Source organism: Vibrio sp. YQ_11 (genome assembly GCF_043103065.1).
Taxonomy (GTDB): Bacteria; Pseudomonadota; Gammaproteobacteria; order Enterobacterales; family Vibrionaceae; genus Vibrio; species Vibrio parahaemolyticus.
Window position 1 is genome coordinate 99,539 of the sequence record NZ_JBICJM010000050.1, and the last position, 23,353, is coordinate 122,891.

Annotated in this window: 20 protein-coding genes; 15 read left to right on the top strand and 5 right to left on the bottom strand. The window is 45.0% G+C overall.

Translation table 11 applies throughout. The annotated features are described in order from the left end of the window. Positions 1-89: 89 nt before the first annotated feature. The 4 genes from hutW (at position 90) to ACF8EG_RS22200 (ending at position 3,258) form a co-directional block, all read left to right on the top strand. On the top strand, positions 90-1,460 hold the full coding sequence (hutW, locus tag ACF8EG_RS22185; RefSeq protein ID WP_069505762.1) for a heme anaerobic degradation radical SAM methyltransferase ChuW/HutW: 1,371 nt from the start codon (positions 90-92) through the stop codon (positions 1,458-1,460). Between the two features lie 33 nt (positions 1,461-1,493). After that, positions 1,494-1,997, top strand: a complete 504-nt coding sequence (gene hutX, locus ACF8EG_RS22190; RefSeq protein WP_024701454.1) for a heme utilization cystosolic carrier protein HutX — start codon at positions 1,494-1,496, stop codon at positions 1,995-1,997. 118 nt (positions 1,998-2,115) lie between these two features. After that, a complete protein-coding gene (hutZ, locus tag ACF8EG_RS22195) occupies positions 2,116-2,646 on the top strand; it encodes a heme utilization protein HutZ (RefSeq protein ID WP_005488117.1) in 531 nt (176 codons plus the stop codon). A 75-nt stretch (positions 2,647-2,721) separates the two neighbouring features. After that, entirely contained in the window at positions 2,722-3,258 is a 537-nt protein-coding gene (locus ACF8EG_RS22200) for an ATP:cob(I)alamin adenosyltransferase (protein ID WP_005488170.1), read from the top strand. 140 nt (positions 3,259-3,398) lie between these two features. On the opposite strand, the gene ACF8EG_RS22205 is transcribed toward ACF8EG_RS22200, so the two are convergent. After that, the gene (locus ACF8EG_RS22205) at positions 3,399-4,313 is read right to left on the bottom strand and encodes a chemotaxis protein (protein ID WP_005457535.1); all 915 of its coding nucleotides are present in this window, start codon (positions 4,311-4,313) and stop codon (positions 3,399-3,401) included. A 265-nt stretch (positions 4,314-4,578) separates the two neighbouring features. On the opposite strand from ACF8EG_RS22205, the gene ppiC reads away from it, so the two are divergent. From ppiC to ACF8EG_RS22245, 8 genes are all read left to right on the top strand, one after another. Continuing rightward, on the top strand, positions 4,579-4,857 hold the full coding sequence (gene ppiC, locus ACF8EG_RS22210) for a peptidylprolyl isomerase PpiC (protein ID WP_005375342.1): 279 nt from the start codon (positions 4,579-4,581) through the stop codon (positions 4,855-4,857). 538 nt (positions 4,858-5,395) lie between these two features. Next, positions 5,396-6,853 (top strand): DUF3360 domain-containing protein, encoded by a 1,458-nt coding sequence (locus ACF8EG_RS22215; protein ID WP_025552025.1) that lies wholly within the window; start codon positions 5,396-5,398, stop codon positions 6,851-6,853. Positions 6,854-7,608: 755 nt separating this feature from the next. Continuing rightward, positions 7,609-7,884 (top strand): His-Xaa-Ser system protein HxsD, encoded by a 276-nt coding sequence (gene hxsD / locus ACF8EG_RS22220; protein WP_024699317.1) that lies wholly within the window; start codon positions 7,609-7,611, stop codon positions 7,882-7,884. Further along, positions 7,881-9,278 (top strand): His-Xaa-Ser system radical SAM maturase HxsB, encoded by a 1,398-nt coding sequence (gene hxsB, locus ACF8EG_RS22225; RefSeq protein ID WP_069505764.1) that lies wholly within the window; start codon positions 7,881-7,883, stop codon positions 9,276-9,278. Before hxsD ends, hxsB begins: the two co-directional genes overlap by 4 nt. Continuing rightward, on the top strand, positions 9,271-10,389 hold the full coding sequence (gene hxsC / locus ACF8EG_RS22230) for a His-Xaa-Ser system radical SAM maturase HxsC (protein ID WP_005457560.1): 1,119 nt from the start codon (positions 9,271-9,273) through the stop codon (positions 10,387-10,389). Before hxsB ends, hxsC begins: the two co-directional genes overlap by 8 nt. After that, a complete protein-coding gene (gene hxsA, locus ACF8EG_RS22235; RefSeq protein ID WP_011106271.1) occupies positions 10,386-10,919 on the top strand; it encodes a His-Xaa-Ser repeat protein HxsA in 534 nt (177 codons plus the stop codon). The genes hxsC and hxsA overlap by 4 nt, the downstream gene beginning before the upstream one ends. Further along, a complete protein-coding gene (locus tag ACF8EG_RS22240) occupies positions 10,916-11,272 on the top strand; it encodes a TIGR03982 family His-Xaa-Ser system protein (RefSeq protein WP_011106272.1) in 357 nt (118 codons plus the stop codon). The genes hxsA and ACF8EG_RS22240 overlap by 4 nt, the downstream gene beginning before the upstream one ends. 2 nt (positions 11,273-11,274) lie before the next feature. Beyond that, the gene (locus ACF8EG_RS22245) at positions 11,275-12,510 is read left to right on the top strand and encodes a His-Xaa-Ser system-associated MauG-like protein (protein ID WP_005457553.1); all 1,236 of its coding nucleotides are present in this window, start codon (positions 11,275-11,277) and stop codon (positions 12,508-12,510) included. A gap of 392 nt (positions 12,511-12,902) precedes the next feature. On the opposite strand, the gene ACF8EG_RS22250 is transcribed toward ACF8EG_RS22245, so the two are convergent. Continuing rightward, positions 12,903-14,525, bottom strand: a complete 1,623-nt coding sequence (locus ACF8EG_RS22250) for a patatin-like phospholipase family protein (RefSeq protein ID WP_005457551.1) — start codon at positions 14,523-14,525, stop codon at positions 12,903-12,905. 515 nt (positions 14,526-15,040) lie between these two features. Between ACF8EG_RS22250 and ACF8EG_RS22255 the strand changes: the two genes are divergently transcribed. Both ACF8EG_RS22255 and ACF8EG_RS22260 read left to right on the top strand, forming a co-directional pair. Then, on the top strand, positions 15,041-15,775 hold the full coding sequence (locus ACF8EG_RS22255) for a hypothetical protein (RefSeq protein WP_005457547.1): 735 nt from the start codon (positions 15,041-15,043) through the stop codon (positions 15,773-15,775). A 428-nt stretch (positions 15,776-16,203) separates the two neighbouring features. Beyond that, positions 16,204-18,108: a S8 family serine peptidase gene (locus tag ACF8EG_RS22260; RefSeq protein ID WP_069505766.1), complete on the top strand. Its 1,905-nt coding sequence runs from the start codon at positions 16,204-16,206 to the stop codon at positions 18,106-18,108. A gap of 91 nt (positions 18,109-18,199) precedes the next feature. Here the strand turns inward: ACF8EG_RS22260 and ACF8EG_RS22265 are convergent, their stop codons facing one another. Then, a complete protein-coding gene (locus ACF8EG_RS22265; protein WP_069505768.1) occupies positions 18,200-19,693 on the bottom strand; it encodes a VPA0450 family T3SS effector inositol phosphatase in 1,494 nt (497 codons plus the stop codon). Positions 19,694-19,733: 40 nt separating this feature from the next. Continuing rightward, a complete protein-coding gene (ati1, locus tag ACF8EG_RS22270; RefSeq protein WP_017447901.1) occupies positions 19,734-20,183 on the bottom strand; it encodes an Ati1 family type III secretion system chaperone in 450 nt (149 codons plus the stop codon). 246 nt (positions 20,184-20,429) lie between these two features. Here ati1 and ACF8EG_RS22275 point away from each other — a divergent pair, with 246 nt between their 5' ends. Further along, the gene (locus ACF8EG_RS22275; RefSeq protein ID WP_005498252.1) at positions 20,430-20,960 is read left to right on the top strand and encodes a cytochrome b; all 531 of its coding nucleotides are present in this window, start codon (positions 20,430-20,432) and stop codon (positions 20,958-20,960) included. 140 nt (positions 20,961-21,100) lie between these two features. Here ACF8EG_RS22275 and katG read toward each other — a convergent pair whose 3' ends face one another. Beyond that, on the bottom strand, positions 21,101-23,266 hold the full coding sequence (gene katG, locus ACF8EG_RS22280; protein ID WP_025576030.1) for a catalase/peroxidase HPI: 2,166 nt from the start codon (positions 23,264-23,266) through the stop codon (positions 21,101-21,103). Positions 23,267-23,353: the final 87 nt, after the last annotated feature.

A 23,353-nucleotide genomic window follows, 5' to 3' on the forward strand; every position in this document is an offset into this window, starting at 1 on the left:
TGCATTATCATTACGGTCAAATTATGATCCTTGCAGTTTTTTTGAGATTAGCCTCTATCCCTTGTGTGGTGGGGTTTAAGTGAGTATATATGAGCGTCGATATTGATAAATTTGACGAATCAGTTCTGGGCAGCGATAGCCCTGACCCCCTGAGATTTGCTTTTGTGAAGAAGCACTCGGCTCATGCTGGCGGAGCGAGTGTGCCAGTACCGCCACCTCAACAAGCAGGGGTTTTGTCGAGCATTACTTCTGAACAAAACGTGAGAAACAACAAACGCTGTTTGTACATTCACGTACCGTTTTGCCGTGTTCGCTGCACTTTTTGTAACTTCTTTCAGAATGCGGCCAGTCGCAAACTTGTCGATGAGTACTTCGCTGCCTTAATGCAGGAGTTGAAGGAGAAAGCTGCACTTCCTTGGACGCAAAGCGGCATCTTCCATGCGGTATACATTGGTGGTGGAACGCCGACCGATCTTTCTCCCGAACAAGTTCGCGTGCTGGGGCAGGCCATTCATGATTATTTCCCTCTCGCGTCTGATTGCGAAATTACTTTAGAAGGGCGCATCAATCGTTTTTCCGATGAGTTGTATCAAGGTGCGTTAGATGGCGGCTTTAATCGCTTCTCTTTTGGTGTGCAGAGCTTCAACACTCAAGTTCGTCGCAGTGCAAAGCGTCTTGATGATAGAGAAGACGTACTTAAACGCGTTTCGGAACTGGCGAAGGAAGACAAAATCCCAGTCATCATCGACTTGTTGTACGGCTTGCCTTATCAAACCAAAGAAATACTTGAACAAGATCTTAACGATTTTATGTCGACAGGCGCGCATGGCTTGGATTTGTATCAGTTGGTCGTGGGTGGAACTGCGCCAATGCTCAATCTCGTTGAAAAAGGCAAGATCCCACCACCAGCGACGACGCCAGAGAAAGCGGGCATGTATGAGCTAGGTGTGAACTTTATGGCGAAGCACCACATGAAGCAGTTGAGCGTGAACCACTGGGCCGTCGATAACCGTGAGCGTAGCCTATACAACAGCTTAGCCAAGACGTACGCAGAAGTGTTACCGATTGGATGCGGTGCTGGTGGCAACATTGGCGGCTACGGGATGATGCTGCACCGTACTTTAGACACCTACATCAAAGCGGTGAATGAAGGGCAAAGTACGATTGCGATGATGATGAAGCACAGCCGATTAGAGCCATTATTTGCAGCGCTAAAATCCGGGTTTGACCGCGGCATTGTTCAGGCAAGTAAATTGCCGGTGTTTATGGGTTGCGATACGTTCGATTTTCTCATGCCGCTGTTTAAAGTATGGCAAGACAAAGGCTTAGTTGAGCTTCAAGAGCGAAGCTTAGTGCTTACTTTAGCGGGCAGTTTTTGGGCCGTTTCGTTAGCGCAAGCCTGTATTCAGGTACTGACATCACAGATGAACGAAAGCGTGCCAAAAGTATCCAATAATTAATGAAGACAAATTGAAGAAAAGATGGAAAACAAAATGGAATCAATCAAGCAACAGGTAGAAGTTCTATTGGAACAAGAACCTCAACTTCTGCCTGCCGCAATGGCAGAGCGTTTAGGTGTGACAGAATTTGATGTTGTCGCTGCACTGCCGCAAGAGATGGTTGCGATTGCTCCGGGCGAACAAGCGCAAACAATCCTTGAAAGCCTAGTTGGCTTTGGCCCAGTGACGACGATCGTACACTCCTTCGGCTCCATTTTCGAAGTGAAAGCGCCTTTTCCGAAAGGCAAAGTTGCGCGTGGTTATTACAATCTAATGGGGCGAGAAGGTGAGCTGCATGGTCACCTCAAATTGGATAACGTGAAAAATATCGCGCTGGTCAGCAAACCGTTTATGGGACGTGAAAGTCACTACTTTGGCTTTTTCTCTGAATGCGGCAGCAATATCTTCAAAGTGTACTTAGGGCGTGATGAAAAACGCGAACTTATTGCTGAGCAGGTAACGGCGTTTCGTGCCATGCAAGCTGAGTTAAATCAGTAACAAAGACAGCCAGTCGTCGCGGCTTTTACATTCAAGGGTGTGAGAAGTCGCGACCACGAACATACATAACCGAACTAGAATTCGGGACAAATAAATAGAAATAAAGTCAGGTATCAATATGGATCAACAAGTTAAACAAGAGCGTTTGCAAGGCCGTCTAGGGCCAGAGATAAAGGAATTTCGTCAGGAGCGCCGTACTTTACAGCTTGCAACGGTAGACAGCGAAGGCCGTCCGAACGTAAGTTACGCGCCTTATGTTCAGAATCAGGAAGGTTACTTCGTTTTGATCTCTCAGATTGCTCGCCATGCTCGAAATCTGCTAGAAAATCCAAACGTTTCACTGATGATGATCGAAGATGAAGATTCATCCAAACAGCTTTTTGCACGTAAGCGTCTGACGTTTGATGCGGTCGCAACGGTTGTTGAGCGTGATACTGAAATGTGGCAATTGGTCGTTGGTCAGATGAAAGCGCGTTTCGGTGACATCATCGACGGTCTAAGCCAGCTTGAAGACTTTGTACTGTTCAACCTAAAAGCTGAGAAAGGTTTGTTCGTAAAAGGGTTCGGTCAAGCGTATCAAGTCTCAGGCGATGACTTGGTTGATTTTGTGCATCTACAAGAAGGCCACAAGAAAATCGAAAACGCCTAATGCGGACGTCGTTTTTATGATTACTAAGAGGGAGTTAGGTTATACTGGCTCCCTTTTTTACATTGGAACAACAGCATGAGACCTGTAAGCAAGGAACTGAGCGAGATTTGTTATCCCTTTATTTACGAAGACAGCCCTGTGTGCGATTTCGAGATCACCGCAGACGAGTTGTGCAGCCGGATTGGGTTGGTGCTGTCGATGGAATTGGACGACTTCAGTCGAGATATTCTCACGCGCCTTCAGCCTAATGTTTACCATCTCAATGGTTCGGTGCGTGGCAAGTTAGCGATTACAGAATCGGAAGTTGAAGAGCTTAAAGCAGACTATGAGGCCGTAAAAGCGCGCATAGACGGTGGTTTTAAAGGTTTTGTGCTGCCCGGTGGCCATGCTACGTCTAGTCAACTCCATTTGTGCCGCTGCCAAGCAAAGAAAACCGTTCGAGCACTCGTCGCGATAGAGCATGCTGGGAAAAAGCAACCAGCGCCGATTCTGTTCCGTTACGCCAACTTAATGGCCAATGTCATTTACAGCTTGGCTTCCTACATTAATCATGTTTACCAAGTGGAAGAAACTGAGTTTGTGTCTCGCAGCTACGCTATGCCAAAGAAGTAAACGCTGTAAACAAGTCGCTTTAGTACACGTGCCTTAAGCGTCGCAGTGTCATCAATCGTCAGCGATAAATCGTTGAAATGACGACAAAGTGATAACGAATTCGAGTGAACACAAAGCCACATATTATGTTCAGTTAAACGTTAAGAAGCCATGGCATTGGCTTCTAGCTCTTTTGCCCCGCGGAGCATAGCTTCGATGAGCTCACCAGCATTAAACTTTTCTAACGCTTCGTGAGCGCCAACTTGATGCGCTCTATCGACACAAATCTCACTCGACAGTGAAGTATGCAGAATGCGGTACGAGTGATTAAGAGCTGAGTCATTTTGCACTTCAAACGCTAACTCGTAACCATCCAACCCCGGCATTTCAATATCACTGACCAGAATATCTATTGGGCGATTTGCTTCTGCTTCATTTTTCATCAACTGCAGTGCATCTGAGCCATTTTTACAAATTTGATAGGAGATATTGATGCTATCTAGCGCGTCACTTAATTGCTTACGCGCGATCGACGAGTCATCCACCAACAAGATATTCAGTGCTTTGAGACGTTCACGCTCTACATCCGTCAGCATCGGGATATTCGCGTTTTCATACTGCGGATAAATTTTAGAAAGCAGTAGCTCGACATCGAGCATTTGAACTGTTTGATCGCCATAACGAGTGATACCTGTCACGAAGATGTTTTTTCCAGCACTTGCTGGTGGCGTTTCAATGGCTTTCCAATCACATTCGATGATCTTCTCTATACTACGAACCATAAACGCAACCACAGTGCGTAAACAGTCGGTCACGATGAGGTAGCAGTTTTTGTATTCTTCTTGCGTAATTGGACGAAAGCCAACCGCAGCGGACATGTCGATAACAGGAACGGTGAGATCACGAATGGTCACCGTACCAATCACATGGTGATGGGAGTACGGGATTTTTGTGGTTGGCATGTAGGGTACAATTTCACGAACTTTAAGTGTCCCTATTGCGAAGTTTTGTTGCAGGGTGAGCTTAAACATCAACATACCCTGAGATTGATTCGCCTTACTAACGACTTTTGCCATGAAATAACCTTATAAATGCCACCGATTTGTGTCTAATCATATCTTATAAAGCGACAGCTTCAACCGTATAGGAAGTAAATGTGAGCTTTTTAAGCAATCTCTTTATAAATCGAGGTCAATATTACCCGTGTTGCACAGGTTTTCATCACCTAGCCAAGTGTTTTTGGGGGAAGCCATGGCCTAAAATGGGTAAGGTGGAGAAATGTTTGGCGCAAACCGGTGTATTCGGTAAACTTGCGCCACCAGAATAGTGAGAGATAAACACATGGCAAACACAGCAGCCGCATTGCACATTCTTGTTAAGCACAAAGAACAAGCTGAAGACATCATCAAGCAATTGAAAAAAGGCGCTAAATTCCAAACACTAGCGAAAAAATATTCAACTTGCCCGTCTGGCAAACGTGGTGGTGACCTTGGTGAGTTCCGTCGCGGTCAAATGGTGCCTCAATTCGACAAAGTTTGTTTTTCTGGTGAAGTGTTAACTCCGCACTTAGTCAAAACAAAATTTGGCTGGCATGTGGTCAAGGTTCTCTACAGAACATAGCCTCTACCCAGAGCTCATGAGCTGACTTTCGAGTTTCTCGAACGCCAGTACATACGAGCAGAAATCATGGTAAGCACGAATTGGCTTGCCATGATTCATTTATTCTTGCCCAAAATCATTCAGAGTCAGAAACTCTATTTAATTCCTTTCACACTATTAGTTCTAATGGCTTCAAGCTGACTGCAAAATAGACAACGTACCTCAATAGCAACCCTTACGTTCCCCAAAAACTTAGTCTTTAACAAATATAAGTTGGAGCGACGACCGTTCTCCCTTTGACTTACCTTGAGAAAACAACTCATACAAGATCAACGCACACTAATGCATTGTTAAATTAATGTTTAATAAGTGAGAGTTTTGTTGCTCTTTTACTAATGTCTAATATTCCTACCGGTAGCAACACATGCTTAATAAGTGCAAATCAATAAAGGTGCTCGATAGCAGCTAGGGTGTGGTCTCGTATTGGTCGAAGGTTTGTGTACCTCGCGAAACTCTAGTTGAGATGGTTCAGCTTTGAAACGTAAAAAAGGATAACTCAATGTCTGACTCAAGTAAGACTTTTTACAGGGATGTGCGCAAGAAACCGCATGAATTTGAAAGCCGAGAAGACTTTCTAAACCATGATTTAACCGTCATGAGCTTTCGTCGCTGGGGTATTCATTTGCCATCGCGTGATTACAGTATTGAAATCGAAGATTGGGTACCAGCGTTAGCCGCCACCATAGGAAAAGTGGTTATGGTGACCGCCATGGTTGCGGCCTTTGCTGCTCAATTCGGCTTATCTCCGGAGTTCGTTGCAGAAAACGTGCGTTACGAACTGCTTATTGCAGGTGCTCTGTTCGTTATCCTGTTTTCCGCCATCCTAAACCCGAACGCAAACTTGGCCGGTACTCATGGCCCAATGATACCGCTGATTCCTATGATTGCCGCCGCTGGCGGGCATCCTCTGGCTCTCGGCTTGATGGTTTGTGCGTTTGGTTTAATTCTCGCTTTTACTAAAGGCGGATCAAAGCTCATGACCCTAACTGGCATTGGGGTTAGAGGTGGGTTACTGATCTACCTCGGCGCAGTGGGATTGATCGGACAAATCAATAAGACAGAAGCGTGGGCTGCAAGTACCGACCAAGGTTACATCTCGTTTGTGGTCATTGGTCTAACGGTTATGGTTTATGCCTACTTAGCCAAGATCAACAAACGTTGGTTGGCTATCCCATTGTGTTCTGCGCTAGCGGGTATTGTCGCTTACGCGATGGGTGCTGAGTTTGTTTTTACCACGGAGCCGGGCCTGCCTAATTTCAGTCCATTCTACTGGTGGGGTGAAAATACCGGCTGGCAACTAGGTTGGCCAACGTTAGAGCACTTTATTGCTGTTACGCCATTTGCTCTGTTAGCCGTCGCTATGTGGTCTCCTGATTACCTTGGGCATCGAGTTTTTCAAGAACTTAACTACCCAAAAGAAGCGAAAGGCGTACTAATGGATGTCGACGATACGATGGTCGGCGCGTCTATTCGTCAGGGGGTTGGTTCACTATTAGGTGGCGGCAACCTAGCTTCTTCTTGGGGTACGTACATGATTCCAGCCGCAATTGCCAAACGTCCTATTCCTGGCGGCGCGTTGTTAACTGGCTTAATGTGTATTGCCGCAGCGGTAATTGGTTACCCAATGGATCTCGCGATGTGGGAGCCTGTGTTACGCGTTGCGCTGATTGTCGGTGTGTTCTTACCACTTCTTGAAGCGGGTATGCAGATGATCCATAAGCATAAAGATTCACTCAGTGCGGGTATCTGTATTTTTGCTTGTGCATTCGTTAACCCAGTGTTCGGCTGGGCTATAACTATGCTGCTGGATAACCTCGGACTTATCGGTGACCATGAGCGCGCTAACGAACTATCAGGTAAAGATAAATACCTGATCCCTGGCGTAGCCTTTATCATTTGCGCAGGTTCCCTTGCTGTCGTTGGTCAGCTTCCGGGTATTCCCGCTCTAATTAGCTAATAGACGCTCGTTCTAAAGGCATAGATGGTAACTATCTATGCCTTCTCTCGTTCCCACTCTACTCTTGTCCAAAGTCCATCTGATATTAGATAAGACTATTGGTTCACTTCTTTAGTGCTGAGTTAAACTCGATAAAGAGGGGGAAGCCAATTTTCACTTCAGTGCCATAGTTATTAGGAATTGGTGACTTGAAGTTGATGTAACTGGTTTATGCCCCAAAATGATTTTGAGCTAGGAGCATCAGCGAAGTATTGTCGACAGACTGACCTATTTTTCCTAATGGCTAACATTAACATGTTCTAAGCAAAGTAGATGGGGTATACGGAATGCCAAGTAAGGGCTCTGAAAGACATATATTTTCGTTCGATGGTGGTAATAAGCTCACAATATTGGCGGCTCTTAATGTCGGCAAATGTTTTGTAAGGAGTGATGTCGACCTCCATCATGGAAGCAATCTTTAGATCTCTAGGCTCGGGGACGACTTTCAATCAGGCATCTAAACCGTGGCGAAGTAAGGTGATGAGTAGAGAGCTGTTGTTTTTCTTACAAAAAGCATTGCAACTATTTCTTTTGAATCAAATCAATGTACTTATGCCTCAAAACTAAATAACGCCCCCCCTCTCAAATGCGACCACCATCATAACCACAAAATGCATATGGTGCTATATTTTCACTTTACATAATAGTTTTGCACTCCTTTAGCGACAAACTCAACGTGCCTTTTGTGGGAGCAAATCCAATTAAAAGGTGTGTACATGTTAATTCATCAATTAGAAAAAAGTACTTTCTCAGAGTCGGTTGTCCGGCATGCTTTGTATTGGATGTCGCCTTTAACCACCTGGAAGCTAGCAGATGAAGACATACGGTGGACCGTCCATTTTTCTTCCCAAGATGAGGATATCATTCTGGAATTCGAACGCCTGTTGAATGACTATCTGCTTCGAGAAAAATTATCAAAAAAAACCAGTAGTTATCTGGAGGGTATTTCCGCAGCTGTTCTTAGCTCCGTTGAGAAGAAGCTATCGAAATGAACGTACTCCCTTTTAACTTCGAGTTTCTTGACTCTGATATTGCGTTATTAACGAATCAGGCCGGGTTTCATGCGTACTTAAGCAGAATGGAACTCAATTCGCTGATAGATAAAAACTCCACCGATGATGCTGTCATCGATGAGTTGCTTGAAAGAAAGCTCTTTATTTGTGATGACGAATACAAATCTGCTTCGGTTGGCTCTCTCGCTTCGGGTATGTCAAAACGCTTAATGTCGGCGCTCAACTTCAATCCCATATTTATGATTGTGCCAACGCTAAGATGTGATCACACATGCCATTATTGCCAGGTGAGCAGAGCCTCTGTCAAAGCAAGTAACTACGATCTAGAGCCAGACTTGATTCCCCTTTTGCTCCAAAGAATCCGTTCCCTCGGAAATGCTCCATACAAGCTGGAAGTTCAGGGGGGCGAGCCTCTTTTAAGGTTTGATCTCGTTCAAAAGATCTATCAGGAGGCGGTTTCTAACCTGGGTGTCGACCAGTTTGAGATAGTAATTGCAACGAGCCTTTCTCTACTGAACGATGACGTTTTGACATGGAGTGAAGACAAACCTATTAATTTCTCAACTTCACTCGATGGAGGGGCGTTCACACATAACTCCAATCGAGTATTGAAGGGTGGAAATTCCTTTGAACTGGTGAAACAAGGCGTTGAAAAAATTAGACGTAGGTTAGGTCCGGATAGAGTTGCTACCGTTACCACCGTAACCGAGGCGTTGTTGCAAAAGCCTGAAGATATCGTCGATGCGCATAGTGATCTTGGATTTTCCGACATGTTTGTTCGCCCGATAAGCCCTTACGGTTTTGCCAATAAAGGGAATGCAAAGACGTACGATATTAAGGCGTTCATGGCTTTTTATGAACAACTCTTGAAGGTCTTAAACCGAAAGCGACTCGCGGGGGAAAGAATCATCGAACATTCTGCATTGATTCACCTTAGAAGAATATTTAATGCGGATTACAGTGGATACGCAGACCTAAAATCCCCGAGCGGTCTAATCCTAAACTGTATCATGTTCAATTATGATGGTCGTATATATGGAAGCGATGAGGCTCGGATGCTTCAAAAGACCAACCCCGATATCGATTTTTCACTTGGAACCATTCAAGAGCCAGTCATCGAGTCAAACAGTCTGTACAAATCAATATTGTCTCAGTCTTTTATTTCTGTTCATCCGGGATGTGCCTCCTGTGCATACCAACCGTTTTGTGGCTCAGACCCTTGTCAAAACATTAGTGTTTTTGGAGAGCCAATCGGCGATAAGAGCCTTTCTCGATTTTGTCAGTATCACAAAGCAATGTTCACATTAATTCTTAAGCATCTATACGCAGAAGACGGCATTGGTGAGATGCTTAAGGAGTGGTTACTTGAGTAACGTCATTCGACCCGATACATTCTCGTTGGAAGAAGACGGATTTTCGACCTCTGGTTTTTATCAAATCCGCAAAGATAAAGGAACGAGCGACAGTCGTTACTTAGAACAGGTCTTCCTTGCAAAGGAGCAACAAGCGCACCTGAATTCTGCTAGTGACGATTTTGTTGGTGTTATCACTCATGCGACATTACATAATTCTGTAGATGATGGCGATGTGGTTAACATAAACCAGTTTGGACAGTTGCGGGTTATTTTGTCGCGAAGAGCCAATCACAACACACTGCTTGTAACCGAGCGCTGCAATAACCTTTGCTTATTTTGTTCGCAACCTCCACGAGAGGAAAGGGATGACTGGTTGTTGTCATACGGAGCGCTCGCTCTAGCCGCATTTGGGTTTGATGGTGATGTTGGTATTAGTGGTGGGGAGCCACTATTGTACGGTGATGCTTTTATCAAATTTCTGGAGTTTGTCTCAGACCATGCTCCCAACACTCGTTTACATGTCCTGACCAATGGGCGGGCATTTTCAGATTCAGAATTTACTGGACAGCTGGCTTTGATGGCTAGTCGCCTCGATATCACCTTCGGTATTCCTCTCTATTCGGTGAGAGGCCGAATTCATGATCATCTAGTTGGAAGAGATGGCGCGTTTTCACAAACGGTCGTTGGGATGATCAACGCTGGAAACTCAGGCATTAAGATGGAAGTGCGCTTCATTCCGACTCAACACAACGCTAGCGAGTTACCACAAGTTGCCGAATACGTTGCTCGTGTTTTTTCTGGTGTTGTGCAGTTGTCGATAATGAACCTGGAAGCGACTGGTTGGGCTAAAAGAAACTGGTCAGCGCTAAAGTGTGCTCCAGAAGATTATGAAGACGCCCTGATAAAGGGCCTGTTGACTGCTGAAATGGCCGGGTTAAATCCGACGCTGTTTAATTTTCCACTTTGTCATTTACCTTCTTCAATCAGGTCGTACGCTGTCAAATCTATATCAGACTGGAAGAACTACTACCCTAGTGAGTGTTCAGATTGCCAGTTAAAAGACAGTTGTGGAGGTTATTTTTCATCGTCTCGTGGAAAGTATCATGCATCACCAAGGAGAATAATATGAAAAGGAATTTCAATCTAGCTGCCTTACTACCAGGTTTCTTCGCGTTAAACTCAGGTGCCAACGCAGGTACTGCAGCACCGGAGGAGCTCGATGTTAAAGATGAATTGTTACTCGACAAGGTTGTGTTAGCGCCACTAAATGAGGCTATTCCCCTATACATCGCTGCGCATCGGAGCCACAGTAGCCACAGAAGTCATAGTTCCCATCGGTCGTCCGCGGGGTCGACCTATAGTGCTCCAGTTAAAAAGCAAAAATCCCAACCTCTTACTCAACCTTCTACCCCGAGTTATACAGCGCCTGCAACCAAACGACCAGTATCTACTGCAGAGGAATTAGAAAAACGTAAGGAGCTTATCATCCGCGTTCAGTTCGCACTCTATACAAGTGGTTACTACAAGGGAATCATAGATGGGATTATGGGCAAGCAAACTCGTAAAGCATTAAATGCCTATCGAGTGGACAACAATATACCTGTTTCGCAAACCCTTGATACGGTGACATTGAATTCACTAGGGATTATTGCGCGATGAAGCGTGTTTTTTACTTCATTATTTCACTGTGTTGTATCGCCTGGATAGGAATCTATGTGGTTTCACCCGTGTTTGCATACTTCTATTATAAAAATCAGTTTATGGAGCAAACCGCTGAGTGTTCTCTGGCGATGGATGAGACTTGGTATATTGAGCAATTGGAATCAAACACATTGAACCAAACAGCAAAAGTACATTTATTGGCGTGCCACGAATATGACAAAACTCGGAAGATCATGCTTGCAATGCGAGTACCAGAGTCTGTACTTGGTTACCTTGGACTGGAGGCAATAGAGCTGCACCAACGCTCTATTGAACCATTGATAGAGCAACATAGGTTTAGGGAGAGGTAAATGTGAAAGCCTGGCTTCTTGTTATGTTTGCGTCATTCCAGGTTAGCGCCATGTCTCTGGATGAGACATTAAGGGTGGCTATTCAAGCGTTTGAGCTTGAAGGGAATGTTTGTTCAAAGCCGTTGGTGAAAGAACCTTCGTATTTGGCAGATGTGGGCAAAGTGGTTTTTGAACGCCCTGTGTTGAGTGGGGATAAGGACACTGCTTGTGCTAATTGCCATCTTGATAACAAGGCACTCACTGATGGGCTACCTTTAGCGATTGGTGTTGGAGGGATAGGTGAAGGTGAGGAGAGGTTAGCTAGTGATGGCGCAGTTGTGCCGCGTAACGCTTTTACTCTTTTTGCTCGGGGTGATAGCCGATTCAATACGTTCTTTTGGGATGGTAAGGTTCAAGCTATTGACGGAAAGATTTTTTCACCCGTTGGCGAGGGGAGCTCGTTGGGCTTTGATTCTGCGCTCGCTGTTGCGGCAGTTTTACCACTGTTGGCTCGTGACGAGTTTCTCGGGACCAGTAAACGATTCAATACCAATCGGCATGTCGACCTAGTTGAGTCACAATACTATGCTGACAAGGTGCCTGCTCAAAATACCTTCATTCAAGAAAGGCTACTCGAAAAAAATGATCCTGATGTTCGAATGCTGCTGGCCGCAATGGAATCTGCCAACATACCTCAGGCAGACCTGACGTTACCTTTGGTTGGTAATGCATTGGCAAGCTTCATAAGGCAGAAGGTCAGTGAGGAGTGTACGCCTTCAGCTTGGGAACAATACATAAATGGCGATACGTCTGCATTGTCAGAAGTGCAAAAACGCGGTGCCATACTTTTTTATGGTAAGGCGCGTTGTGCTTCTTGTCATTCTGGGGACTTAATGAGTGATATGTCGTTTCATTCAATTGGTGTTCCTCAGGGAAATCAAGGCCCCCACATGTTTGGACAAGATTTTGGTCGAGCACTGGTGACTCTGGACAACAGTGATAGATATGCGTTTAGAACGCCTTCATTGGTAGCGGTATCTAAAACGGCTCCATATGGACATAATGGTATTTTTCCTACATTGAAAGGGGTGGTTAAGCATCATATCAGTCCCATTTTCTACTATCGGGATCCGACAGTCTCCGATCAAATGATTCTCGATAATAATGAATCGCTGGACAGACGCAGTGACATGCTACGCTGGATTAGAGTGGATGAAAGTGAGCTTAGTCAGTTGCTGACATTTCTGGATGCCCTGTAGAGCTAGGTTGTTATAGGAATTACTTGCTTGGTGTAAATGATAGGAACTGCTAACGCTTAACTCCAGAATGCAAAGGTTTTTAGGAGAGCGGCATCTGGTAACAGGTGTTGCCTATCCGACAGAATTGTTTCATTCGGCACCTTCTAGCACGAAAGTGCCCCATTCCTTGTTTGCCCAACAAGGAAATCAGTGGTTGCAATCAAAATTGACAATGCTTTTTATCATAGCAGGGCGTGTCTACTACATCGGGAGTGCATCACTCTTTCTTTCTATCTTTCTATTGCAATCAATTTATTTACTTATTGAACATAGCTTTTCGGGTTTTCAGCAGTTCTTTACAATACAGAGAGGTTGCGAAAGTCACAACTGCTCCGTTTATATCCTTTACTTTGTTAAACCCCATTTAGAGCTTTTTTAGCCACCCAATAAGAAAGGTTAGTCAAAAGATTGGTCTGCACCTTAGTAAGTTCTACCACTCCCCTAAAGTTTTCAAAGAAAGTGCCGTAGTGAGGGAAATCTTCTAGCCCTTTCTGATCGCCAATCAGGCGCTTCTTATTCGCAATCAACTTGCCAAGATCTTTGTCTTTCAACTTTTTCTCCCAGGCAGAACTTCGGCAGTTATATACCCAGGTGATCTCGACCTCATGGCCTGCATTTATTCCATAGTGCTCATTGCTCGTGGTTACTAGCTTGGTTTTTGCAAACAAGGCAGTTTTGGCAATGTATTCATCGCTACTGGATTCCTTTTTTACTAGTTGAGAGAACTGCCCTATAAGTTTTGTCAGCTCTTCTTCACCATTGTCAAATACCACATTGGTGGCAAAATCTCCTTTCTTAAATAGGTTATCGATAGGTACGAACAAGGCTTTTACCGATTTGTTAAACCCGCTATCCAAGGGCTTTTTCTTATTTGGAGTAAATGGTTTCTTGGTATTCACAAAAACCACAATCTTGGTCATTTTGCGTGCCAGCAATGGCATGATGCCAAGGTTTTCCAGATGACCACCATCTGAATGAGGATACTCTTCAGATACGGAGTTATCCCCCTCTAATGTATTCAATGGTATGTGATTAAACTCGGGGAAGCCAAGTGCTCCTAATCTTATGTTGTTCGTTATTTCCTGAGGTGCTGCGCCAGTACTGGCAATGATGTCATTTAGAGAAAAAGCTTTTTCATTGGTAATATCGAAGCTAAGTACGGGAGCCTGCTTCACCAGTAGCTGTTCGCGTCCTTCCAAGGTCCGCTTATTGTAGGGGCCTATACAGTCATAACCACAACTCGTGACATAACCCCCGCCAAAGTAGTCATTACTACTCCAAAGGTCTTTATCTATATGACCAACCCTCACTCCTGAATAAAAGGGGGTATATTCCACGTGGTATTTCTTGTCTGAAGCTAAGCCATCTTCGTTTAATAGAGTCGCCCCAAGAATGAGATAGGGAGCCCCTTTGCGAACTAGATAAAAATCCGTCTTAGTGTTAGGAGGAAAGCCTTGGCGTGTTAAGGCTTCGGTCTCTTCATTGAAAGTAAAATAGCGACTCGAGTCGTGTAGACCATAGGGTTTTAAGAATACCTCACCAAGCGAGTAAGCAAAGCTCTCATCTCCTTTTAGCTTTAGTCCACCAGTAATAAGGTTGCTAATGAGCGGAGAGTTTGTAATCGCACTTTGCATTGATTTGGGATGTACAGATTTGCTGTTAGAGCAGGTAATATTTTCAGGATCGCGTATTTCACCAAAATACTGTTCTGTATTTTTGGTGTATGTAAATGGTGTCGCCGCCCAACCGCCCCCAGAGACTGCCGAGATATATTTAACCCTAGGCAATAAACCTAACTCGTCTAATGCCTTGAGCTGTCCCACCGTGCATGCCGCTGAGCGTGTACCCCCGCCGGAAAAAGCGACACCTAAATCTCTATTGGCATAATCTTCCTTAAAGCTCACCAATTCAGCCTCAGGGAAATCATTCTCATCGACCCACTCACGAGACCAATAGTCTACATAGAACCTACTCATCGCTATGCACTCCTTAACCACTGACATGATTAAAGTTAGTTAAGCTCTGTGATATAGGCAAATAAGTAAAAATAAAACAGCATGCATATTCAGGTTGCCTAACGCGACATAATGAGCCTATTCATAACAACAGGGTAGAGAACCTTATCGAATTTCCTCCGAAAACTTGCTTGCCACCTTTACTTCCTTTTTCTTTGTATCTATACAGTTTATTAAGTTTAAATGTGGTTTGGGTATGGAAAATGGCTTGTTTTGTCGGAAGTGATAGCTCGCTTTGCGTCTAGGGAAACCAGTAAGATTATTGTTAATAAATGGATTTATGTTGAAGAAATTCAATATAACGTGCGATGTTAAAAAATGATAACAGGCCGGCTCGTTTTCATGTGATGGTGAAGTAATAAATACGGTTAGTATGCTTTATTTTTTATAGAGTTATGACTTTTGATTAAAAGTCAGGCAGGCGAAAAAACGAGCCGGCCTGTTATTAAGAATGTTATGCCTATAGGAGAAACAGCATGACACCTCAATTACCAAAATGGGTGACGGATCTAGCCATTGTTGGCCTCATATTTACAGTTGGTGGGTATGCAACTCGCATTGAACTAGCCATCAACGGAATCAATGAAGATATAGCCGAAATGGAAAAGAAAATCGTCTCCTTTGACACTGCGATTTCAATCCACCATGGACCAAATTGGACCGAAAGGGCCAGATCCAATGACCTAAAGCGAGTTGAAGATTTAGAAAAAACCATCGGCGGCATTTCAGAAAAGTTTGAAGAAAGGGTCACGACGCTTGGCAGTGGCTTTACTTCGACATCTAAAGATATGAGCGATATCCAAAGGAAAGTTGAGGCTATCAATCGCTGGACTCAACAGGGGGACGTCTTAATCAAGAAGTCAAGACTCGATAAATTTAGAGCCTTGGCTAATTACGCTACTTACGAGTCACCAGATCCAACTCAAGTGTCCATTAATAAGCAGCACTCACGAGGAAAGAACTTTAAAATTGGAGATAGATTGATCTTGGAAAACCCCGCTAATGGAAGCTCTGTAGAAGTAGGGGTGAAGTCAATGCTAGATGATCCAAATAGCTCCAATATTCTGGTTCAGTTACCTCAAGATCTGTTGCTAGAGTTAGGCCTAACCACTCAAGGAGGGCGTTACGAATTATATATCCAAGGCAAGCCCGAGGCACTGAGGTGGAAATCGCTCGACCAGATATACCAAGAATTATCAGCACAACAATAAGGTATAACAAAGCCGTAAACGCGGACAGCCTACGCTGCGCTCCGGCTGCCGGTTATGTCAGCGTTACTTTTCCATACCTCAACTAATCCGTTATATTCTAATTTAGTAATATAACTGACACGAAATTGTCCAAAAATGCGTTTAGAACGCTCTTCTCTTCCCAAATTTATGTGGTTACAGTGTTTTACCGACCAGAAACATTTTTCAGTTTTTTTCAAAGAAAATAGTTAGCTCCCGCTCATTTTCTCACCGTTGCTATCGGTCTATTGCATGCCTTAGATATTCCTCTTATTGGTAAAATTATCATTAGACTTCTATTCTAAGTTAAAAGGTTTTGATGGGGGCTGAGCCGTACCCGCTGCCGTTTCATCTGGCAAATGGAGTTCCTCAGTCAAGGAAGGGACTTATCCAACACGGAGTATAGTGCCATGCATCATTCATTATCCTTGCCGATTTTATTGTTGTCGTCTGCGATTGTGCAAGCGGCGGTTCCAGAAAGCCTTGCTATACCGCAGGCTTACCTCGATAGTCATCCTCATCCCGTTCATACAGCTCCACCTCCGGCTTATGCCGTGGATCGTATTCTCGTGAAATTCCGTCCCGGTGCAGCGGCGTCTGACGTAGGGGAGTTGATGCGTGAGAGCAGAGCCAAATCGCTCAAAGTCATTTCCGGCATTGATGTGCATGTCTTGCAAGTACCTGTTGGAACAGTGGAAGCGCAGTTAGCCCGTTTTAACCAGAACCCGAATGTGTTGTATGCAGAACCTGATATCAACCACATCCTTCAGTATGTTCCCAATGAAGGTCTCGATGGAAGTATCTATGCTAGTGACTACTTTTCTGAGCAGTGGGCGCTCAATAATACTGGGCAAGTACATTCTACCGTGGTGAATGACCCACTATTTGGTCCGTATCTGGATGGGGCCTCTGGCTTGCCTGGTGCAGATATCAATGCCACCGAAGCTTGGGATATGACGAAAGGTAATTCTGCCGTCAAGATAGCAATTCTCGATTCCGGTATTGATTGTCGTATGGCAGGGGATAGCGTGAGTAGCATTGAGTTCGGGAACGGCAAATGTGTTGAGCAACAGAAATTTGTCTCAGATTATCAAAGCGATACGTTAGAGGATGTGGTTGGACACGGTACTCATGTCGCAGGTATTGCGGCGGCTCAGACAGATAACGGTATTGGTATTGCTGGAGTCGGTTTTAACAGTTCTGTTTGCAACCTGAAGACGTGCTACGAATATCTGATTTATAGCTGCGACCCATTTTTTGGCTGCTTCCTTATCGCTGCGACGGGGGTATGCCCGCTATCTTCCTCCATTGATGCGATCACCTATGCTGCCGATAACGGCTACCACGTGATTAACATGAGTTATGGCTCTGATGAAATCGATGAAGAGGGTAACCCGATTAGCTTAGTCGGCTATAACCAAGCGGAAAATGATGCCGTTAACTACGCTTGGGGGAAAGGCGTGTTGTTAGTGAGCGCAGCAGGGAACGCCGGAGATCCGATGAAGAACTATCCCGCAGCTTATGACAACGTGATTGCCGTAGGTGCGACGGATGACGATGACAATCGTGCCAGTTTTTCTACTTTCGGTAGCGATTGGGTGTCGCTAATGGCACCCGGTGACAGTATTCTCTCGACGATGCCAAATGAGCAGTGTGGTACCTTCGATTACGATAATGACGCCTGTCTGCATTGGCAGTCGGGTACATCCATGGCCAGCCCTCATGTTGCTGGCGCAGCTGCGTTACTTTGGGCATATAAATATGCAGATCAGTTATCCGATCCTGCAACTTGCCAAGATGCCTCTGGCGTACCTTGTAACCAGATGATTCGTATGATGTTGGAACAGGGAGCGGATCCAATAGGTGCTGATGGGCAAGATTTACAGAGCATCTCTCAATACGGACGACTTAATTTGGTGGGAGCTCTGACTGCAACACCTTCGGAACCGCCACCAGCTCCTCCTCTAGTCGTTAAGGCACCAGAAGCTCTTTCCATCTCGATCAACAATAGTATTGTCTTTCTCAATTGGAGCTACTTGGGGGATAAAGATGCCATTGCAGGCTTTAGAGTCGAACGCGAGAGTTGGAATGCAAAACGTAATCGATGGCAAAGCCTAAGCAGTTGGGATGTTCTCGACCCAACGGCCACGGTGTTTGAAGATTCCAGTGCCAATGGCGAAGTGCATTATCGTGTTGGCACCATTCAGCAAAGCGATGGTTCTTTGTTCTGGAGTGGATGGAGCGATAACATCACGGTTGCTGGTTCTGGTGGTGGTAAGGGCGGCGGAAAAGGTGGAGGTAAGCCGAACAAATGATCGCCATGAAAAAGGCCCGAGAAGAGGGCCTTTTTGTGTTTTTAACTTTCTATGTTTTCCATATCGAACAGAGATAAATACGGCTCTGTGGCTAAAGATTTGCCACGAATTGTTTATTAAACTCAGCGTTTACTTTATCGCTTAGCTGTTCGTATTTTTCGCTCAACGCAATTTGCTGTGCTTGTAGATGAGTTGGGTTCTTAGCAAGATCAGAGGCATGAAGTTGGCCCATCTCCTCCATAAAGCCGCTAGTTAGCTGGCTGAAGATCGCGTCTTTACCGATAATAAAGCTCGCAAAATTCTCTTTCACGAATGCTTGTTCATTCGGGTTTAAGTTTTCTAAACCCAGACGTGCTTGGTTAGCAGAGGTCACATCATCAAACGTTGCGTTAGCTGGGTTCGTGCCAGGCTTCAGATAGGCGGCATCATTTTTAAAGTCATTGGCATTTTGAGTAAACGCGTTTTCAATCAACTTTTGAGAAAAGCTTCTGACTTCGAACGTCGACTGCACTGGCTTATGGTCGCTGACATTCTCAAAACCCTCTGTTATAACACTGGTTTGGTGGTTCTGTAAGTTGCCCGTTTTGTTGGTTAAACCAGTATTATCCAGCTCACCGAAGTCAGGGCGATCTCGGCCTTCTTTCTGCTTAATATTGCCAGTGTGCTTATCTAGCTGCATGTAAGTATGGCTATCGAGTGGTTTGAACTTAAAGCCATGTTTCGCTAAGTGCGTATCATCGTGGGCAATTGGGTCGTACAGCACATCAGAGCCTTCAGCAACGCGCTTCTCACGTTCATTGAGATCGCCAGTGATCAGAACTTCCTCATTTGGATTAATGCCTTCCATCAACTTGTTGCCTTCGAACTCACGTTTGACTTCTTTGTTGGAATCCAAGTGTGCAGAAATGACGTTTAAAGGTTGTCCATTGATCTCCAAAGCCGTTTTCACGCCGCCTTTATTACCCGTGATACCCATGAAGAATTCCATGTTTCGTCCACCGATGCCGTGACGATATTCAGACTCATTTTTCACGTTGATATCGACGCCATCTTTCGCAAAAACAGACATCGAAGTGTAGCTGATACCTTCACCAAGCCCTTTAGTCATGACTTTCATTTTGTTTTGGCTAAGCAGATTCATGCCATCGAGTTCTAGGTCGTTAGCAAGCAATTTCGATTCTTGTTCGGCAAATAAGACTACATCATAGTCACCCTTTTGGATAAGGTTTTGGAAGTAGTTCTTCGTCTCTTCAGGCATCTTTTGGTTGGCTTGGTTGTACGTTAACGTCAGGACCTTAACGTTGCCGTTGTTCTCTTTTTTGTGCAGTTGTTGGTTCATCAAGTTTAGTTTTAAGTCGCTGTTTTTCGATGAATCGGTTTTGCTAAAAAAGCGATTAAAAAAGCTGCGATTTTCTTTTTGTTTGAGGCTAATTTCACCATCATTGCTTTTAGTAACGCTGTATTCTTTACCAAATACAGAGCCAAATTTAACGGTATCGCCTTCTTTGGCATTGGTTTTGATATTTTGAATATCTGCGAGGTCTAAATTACCTCGATGTTGACTATTAATTTGAATTGTCGACATAAAATAAACTCATTTCTAAACATGGTCGTTTTTAGCGGGATTAAATGAAAATCCCAGCAGGTAATTGTTCTGGAATTGCTGCTTCGTTATCGGTTTGTTCAATGAAGAGGTGCCACTGCTCAATTTTTTCTAGCAGTTGTTGGAATGTGTTTTGAACATAACTTTGAGGCTTATTAGCTAACGAAATAACCTTATAAACGGTCAGTCTGCGGCTGTCCGGCATTAAACCAACACCGAAACCACCTCGAAATGGTTCTAGCGCGTGTTCACCGATTGCAATTGCGATGGCTTCTGGCAAAGGTGTTGGCAACTCAACAGGGCTGGTCAACGACATGTGCAAATTGATGGTGGTTTCGTTCTTAAATATGGTTAAGAAAAGCGCTTCATCATGGTCATTTGTATTCGATGACAGTTCGCATTGAAATAATCCGTTTGCATCGAAGTTTGCGTCGTTACCTAAAAAACTGATGCTTTCTTGGTAGATATCCATTGTTTTCCCCTCAATCTAAAAATTTATTATGGTTATTACTCATTTTGGGAAAGAGTATAAGAGTGAGGGTGTGGAAGGATATTGAGTATGGGCGTAAGTTTTTATTTTTATCGTATCAACACGGACCACAACTAGAGGGCGGCGACCTGTTTAGTTCGTCTGAGAGTGGTTTGTCTGAATAAAGTATTCATCTTTTATTCATGGCTCATGTGAAGAATAACCATGTCTTTTACATGGAGAAAGAAGATGGACGCGAAAACGAACAATGCAATCTCAAAATCAATGATGTTTTTCCATTGGGTTATCGGGCTTGGAATGATTGCGGTACTCATTTCTGGTCTAGTTATGGATGATGAATCAAACAACTTACTTTTTAATGCTCACATGTCATTCGGACTTTTAGTCTTAGCCTTGAGCGTGCCTAGGTTAGTTGGGAGACTCATTGCGGGTATGCCAAAACCTATGACGGAAAGAAGTAAATTTGAGTCTATCGCGGCGGCTGTGGTTATGTACTCTCTTTTGGCCTTAACTGTGGTGTTGCCTTTGTCTGGTATCGCGGTTTCTGTAGGAGAAGGATACGGTCTGAGCCTGTTTGGTTTTGAATTAGTGAATTCTGGCAGAGAAATACACATGCTGAAAGAGCTGGGAGAGGGGATCCACGAGTTTAGTGGTGAAGCGTTGTTGCCATTCCTATTGGTTTTGCACCTTGGTGCCAGCTTTATGCACCACTTTATTAAGCAGGACGGAACGTTGCTGAGAATGTTGGGCAAAGCTTGATAAGACAAAACTTGATAAGACAAAACAAGAATGTGCTTCGAAGGTTTCTGAGCAACAAAATGGCAGGTAAGTGATACCTACCATTTTTATATAAGCGAAAGGATGCCTAATTGTTAGATTAGGCTTCGCTTTGGATGACATCAAAATCGGTCGGCGTTCATCACTTTGGTCCACGCGGCGACAAAGTCTTCAACGAATTTTCCTGCGTTGTCATCTTGTGCATACAGTTCGGCATAGGCTCTGAGTATTGAGTTTGAGCCGAAGACAAGATCGACGCGGGTCGCTGTCCATTTTACATCTTTGGAGCGACGGCTGCGGATTTCGTAAAGGTTTTCGCCAACGGGTTCCCACGTGTACTTCATGTCGGTTAGGTTAATGAAAAAATCGTTGGTAAGTTGGCCGACTCGGTCTGTGAACACACCGTGTTTGCTACCGCCATGATTTGTGCCAAGAACGCGCATCCCTCCGACGAGCACCGTCATTTCAGCGGCAGTTAACCCCATCAACTGGGTGCGATCCAACAGCATTTCTTCTGGTGTTACAACGTAGTTTTGTTTGAGCCAGTTTCGATATCCATCGTGCAACGGTTCTAACACCTCGAAAGACTCAACATCCGTCATATCCTGTGTTGCGTCGCCACGTCCTGGAAGGAACGGCACAGTGACGTTAACACCCGCCGCGCTGGCGGCTTGCTCAATACCGACGTTACCTGCTAATACGATCACATCAGCGACGCTGGCTCCCGTATCTTTCGCGATGCTTTCCAACACCGGTAATACTCGGGCTAGCCGCTCTGGCTCGTTACCTTGCCAGTCTTTTTGTGGTGCTAAGCGAATACGAGCGCCGTTTGCGCCACCACGTTTGTCAGACTGACGGAACGTGCGTGCACTGTCCCAAGCGGTTGTGACCATGTCACTAACCGATAACCCACTGGCTGCGATTTTGGCTTTTACCGCGTCTACATCGTAGTTTGCATTGCCGTGAGGAACCGGATCTTGCCAGATGAGGTCTTCTTGCGGGACATCAGGGCCGATGTAGCGAGCCTTAGGCCCCATGTCTCTGTGCGTTAATTTAAACCAAGCCCGAGCAAAGGTGTCGGCGAAATAGGCCGGGTCGCTATGGAAGCGTTCTGAGATTTTGCGATACTCCGGATCCATCTTCATCGCCATATCGGCGTCTGTCATGATTGGGTTATGCCGAACGTTAGGGTTTTCAGGATCGACCGGTTTGTCTTCCTCTTTAATGTCGATAGGTTCCCATTGCCATGCGCCGGCTGGGCTTTTTTTCAGTTCCCAATCGTAATTTAACAGCAGATGAAAATAGCCGTTATCCCATTGCGTTGGCTGGCTTGTCCATGCGCCTTCAATCCCACTGGTGACCGCGTTGTTGCCTACGCCGCGGGTTGTCTTGTTTAACCAACCTAATCCTTGGTCGTGAATGTCGGCACCTTCTGGCTCTGGGCCTAAATTGGCTGCATCACCGTTACCATGCGCTTTACCTACGGTGTGGCCACCAGCGGTTAGGGCAACGGTTTCTTCATCATTCATTGCCATTCGAGCGAACGTAACTCGTACGTCGTGCGCGGTTTTGAGTGGATCCGGCTGTCCATCGACGCCTTCTGGGTTGACATAAATTAAGCCCATCATCACAGCGGCGAGTGGATTCTCTAAATCCCGTTCACCTGAATAGCGGCTGTTAGGGTTGTTGGTAGGTGCCAGCCATTCTTTTTCTGAGCCCCAATAAATGTCCTTTTCTGGGTGCCAGATGTCTTCGCGCCCGAATCCGAAGCCGAACGTTTTCAACCCCATGGATTCATAAGCCATCGTACCGGCATACGCAATGAGATCGGCCCAGCTCAGTTGGTTGCCATATTTTTTCTTAATCGGCCAAAGGATACGTCTTGCTTTGTCGAGATTAGCGTTATCTGGCCATGAATTTAGCGGGGCAAAACGTAAATTTCCGGTGCCCGCACCACCGCGACCATCTGCGATTCGATAAGTCCCTGCCGCATGCCATGACATACGAATCATCAAGCCGCCATAATGTCCCCAGTCAGCAGGCCACCATTCTTGGCTATCGGTCATTAGTGCGATGAGGTCTTGTTTGAGTGCAGCGAAATCGAGTTTTTTGACTTCTTCTTGGTAATCAAAATCACTCGACATTGGATTTGTTTTAGCGTCGTGTTGATGCAAAATGTCGAGGTTGAGCGACTTCGGCCACCAGTTCTTTTCTGTTCTGTCATTGGTGGTCATGGAGCCATGCATTACGGGGCATTTGCCTGCGGAATGCGCATTTTGTTGTGTCATGTTAATTCTTCCATTCTTGCGTTTTGCGAGTGCTAGTCGTTACAGCTGGTGAACAAACACGGGCATCCGTTATTAATTACTGATGTT